We start from the raw sequence: 3,408 nt of genomic DNA, 5'->3' as shown, positions 1-3,408 counted from the left end.
GCTCCCCTGCTCCTCTGCTTCCCTGCTCCTCTGCACCCCATCAACCAACGTTGGTGCTTGACTGTACTTAGCCACCAGACGGGCTAAAAGTGGTAAATCAATTGGTTTAGAAATATAGTCATTTACACCAGCGGCTAGACAAGTTTCGCGATCGCCTTTCATTGCCATTGCTGTTTGAACAATTACCGGAATCGTCCGATATTGTGGATGTTCTCGCAGTTGTTGCACCAAGTTAAGACCATTTCCATCTGCTAGATAAACATCCATTAAAATCAGCACCGGCTCTAACTCAGTTAGAGTTTCCCACATCTCGGCAGCATTCTTAACCCAAGTCACTTGATATCCCAATTTACGTAGATAAATTTGCATCAAATCAGCGTTGGGTAAGTCATTTTCTACCAGCAAAATTTCTACAGAAGAACTAGGGGTGAAAGGCACAGGAAATGAGGAAAATTTTGCTTCCCCTGCTCCCTCATCTTCCCCTGCTTCTTCATCTCCTCCAACTCCCACTTCTTGCTTAAGGGGAAGTACAAGGGTAAAACGGGAGCCGCGATCTACCTCAGATTCAACTTTCACCGAACCACCGTGAATTTGGGCAAGTTTCCGAGTCACTGCTAAACCCAAACCAGTACCTTCAACGCCATCAGCTACAGCCTTAGCAATTTGGAAATAGGGTTGAAACAGTTGAACTTGGTCTTCTTGGGAAATGCCACTGCCAGTATCCCAAACTGTAAAATGCACAGATACGCCTTTGGCAGCAACCTGTAAACCAACACTTCCTTTACTAGTAAACTTTAGGGCGTTGAAGAGTAAATTCAACAGCATTTGCTTGAGTCGTAAGGGGTCAGCTACTAGGGTTGTAATATCAGGTTCAAGTTCTAGGCACAGTTTCAAACCCTTATTAGCGGCTTTCTCTTTCACCAGTGCCAAAACATTGCTACACAGCACTGGCACATCTACTGTTTCCCACTGCACTTCCAGCTGATTTGCTTCAATTTTAGAGAGATCCAAAATATCATTAATCAGAGCTAGCAGGTGCTTGCCGCTAGACTGAATGATATTTAAATACTCTTGCTGGCGTTCTCTAGTTGGTTCGTACCCTGGAGCTAAAAGCAGGTGGGTAAACCCAATAATGGAACTAAGTGGTGTGCGAATTTCGTGACTGGTATTTGCCAAAAACTGATTTTTGAGTTGATTGGTGCGCTCCAATTCTTGATTAGAGTTACTTAACTGTTGATACCGTTGCTCCCAAGATAGGATGTGTCTAAGTTGTACCAAAGCTGTAGTACAGTACTTAGCAGACCTTGCCATCAATTGTGATCTGAGTTGAGCTTGTGATTTCATGAGCGACTCACGATCAGAGCTTAGGGGCGTTGCGGCGATAATTAGCCAACCCATAACGCTGCCAGAATCATCAGCCAACCGCCAAGCGCTGGGTGGTTGTTGATTCTCAAGCTGTTGCAAATCTTCGAGTTTTATGACCTCTTGCAATCTCAACAGCAGCTTTTTTTCTGCTGTCAGCACTTCTAGAAATAAAGGTTGTGAGTTTGGGGATGGAGAACGAGAAATATAGCAAACTGTGGCCACAGTTTCTTGTGGTTGAAACAGAGCAATGCCTACGGCACAATCTGCAAGCACCAGATTACTGCTGTTAACAGCACTGTTAATTTCGTTAACCACAGTTTGGAGAATTTCCGCTTGTGCGGCTCCTGTCTGTGGGACAGTGTTACAAGCAGAAAGCAGGCAATCATTAAGGCGACTTTGCAACTTGTTCAAGCTGCTCTCCAGCCACAGCTGTGCGCGAAGTTGCTCAATTGTTCTCAAAAGTTTTGGCGTTGCATCTATCTGTGAGTTCTGGTCTGATAAGCTTGAATACTGCTGCATGGTCAACTAGACCGCTGAACAAGTTTAGCTTCACATAAAAATCCCAATAGGATTCTATGTATATTAGCCGACAATTCTTTTTTATTTATAAACCATAACTTATGTTGTTATAAACCATAGCTTATGATGTCGAGTTTAGCAGCTAGACCAAAAAAAATATTTTATGAGCCACTGACCTAAAATTTTTTAAAAGCAACTTAAGACTTATGGATACACAATTCGCCCAACTAATCGTTAATGGGATTGCGGTGGGGAGCATTATTGCTCTAGCGGCAGTCGGACTGACTCTTACATACGGAATTTTACGATTATCTAACTTTGCTCATGGTGATTTTCTCACCTTAGGAGCCTATCTGACTTGGCTGATAAACACTATTGGAGTTAATATTTGGCTGTCAATGATTTTGGCGGCGGCGGGAACAGTAGCAGCAATGCTGTTATCGGAAAAGTTGTTGTGGTCAAAGATGCGCTCTATCCGTGCTACTTCCACTACGCTGATTATTATTTCTATCGGACTTGCCTTATTTCTTCGCAATGGGATTATTTTTATCTGGGGTGGCAAGAACCAAAACTATAATTTACCTGTTACTCCGGCTTTAGATATTTTGGGTTTAAAAGTGCCGCAAAATCAATTATTGGTATTGGGATTGGCGGTGCTAGCAATTTTGGCGTTGCATTACCTGCTGCAAAATACCAAAATTGGCAAGGCAATGCGAGCAGTTGCCGACGATCTGGATTTAGCTAGGGTTTCAGGTATCAATGTTGACCGAGTAATTTTCTGGACTTGGCTAATTGCGGGCACTCTTACGTCATTGGGCGGAAGTATGTATGGGTTAATTACAGCCGTGCGCCCGAATATGGGATGGTTTTTAATTTTACCATTATTTGCCTCAGTAATACTTGGTGGCATTGGCAATCCCTACGGTGCGATCGCAGCAGCTTTTATCATTGGCATTGTCCAGGAAATTAGCACCCCTTGGCTGGGTTCACAGTATAAACAAGGTGTAGCACTGTTGATCATGATTTTGGTGCTGCTCATTCGTCCCAAAGGTTTATTCAAAGGGACGATTTGAGCAGCACCATTCCACTTCTAATTATTCAATAATGTGGAAATACCAGGCTGCTACCAGGAAATTGATAGCCAACAAGAACAATGCCCAGCCTGTGCGATAAGCGTAGGGAGGTTTAGCTCCACTGTCGGCAACTGCGGAATTCTTCGTTGTTTTAGCGGTCATAATGCGATTCTCCTTATGTCATGACTTTTTAAGAAATACCAAACTGGCGTACCAAATACCCAAATTCTTTAAGAATATTTGTGTGAAGGTGGGAATTGGGGATTGGGATTCGGGGAGCGGTGAGAGGTGACAGGTGATAGGGCATATTCTGCACCGGGTAACCTTTTCTTCAGCCTAAGTAGCGCGACAGAATTCCACTGACAGGAGCTCGGGAATAACATACACCCTGATATCTGAACCCTCTATCCCTCTTCGCTCCACACTTCACACCCCCTCCTCACCACGCCGA

The 3,408-nt window shown here is 43.8% G+C and carries 3 protein-coding genes; 1 reads left to right on the top strand and 2 read right to left on the bottom strand.

What is annotated here, in order from left to right:
• A partial coding sequence (gene hrmK, locus RRG12_RS41975) for a hybrid histidine kinase/response regulator HrmK (RefSeq protein WP_420763212.1) occupies nt 1-1,884 on the bottom strand: 1,884 nt, incomplete at its 3' end.
• Between the two features lie 206 nt (nt 1,885-2,090).
• On the opposite strand from hrmK, the gene RRG12_RS41970 reads away from it, so the two are divergent.
• On the top strand, nt 2,091-2,957 hold the full coding sequence (locus tag RRG12_RS41970; protein WP_069070067.1) for a branched-chain amino acid ABC transporter permease: 867 nt from the start codon (nt 2,091-2,093) through the stop codon (nt 2,955-2,957).
• 21 nt (nt 2,958-2,978) lie between these two features.
• Here the strand turns inward: RRG12_RS41970 and RRG12_RS41965 are convergent, their stop codons facing one another.
• Entirely contained in the window at nt 2,979-3,119 is a 141-nt protein-coding gene (locus tag RRG12_RS41965) for a photosystem I protein PsaX (protein WP_069070068.1), read from the bottom strand.
• Nucleotides 3,120-3,408: the final 289 nt, after the last annotated feature.

It is taken from the genome of Nostoc sp. CALU 546 (assembly GCF_048836525.1).
The sequence above is the reverse complement of the archived record's forward strand: the minus strand, read 5'-3'. Positions and strand labels throughout refer to the sequence as shown.

Bases quoted from the DNA above. Each gene is read 5' to 3' on its own strand.
- RRG12_RS41965 (WP_069070068.1), bottom strand. From the start codon at position 3,119: ATGACCGCTAAAACAACGAAGAATTCCGCAGTTGCCGACAGTGGAGCT.
- RRG12_RS41970 (WP_069070067.1), top strand. From the start codon at position 2,091: ATGGATACACAATTCGCCCAACTAATCGTTAATGGGATTGCGGTGGGG.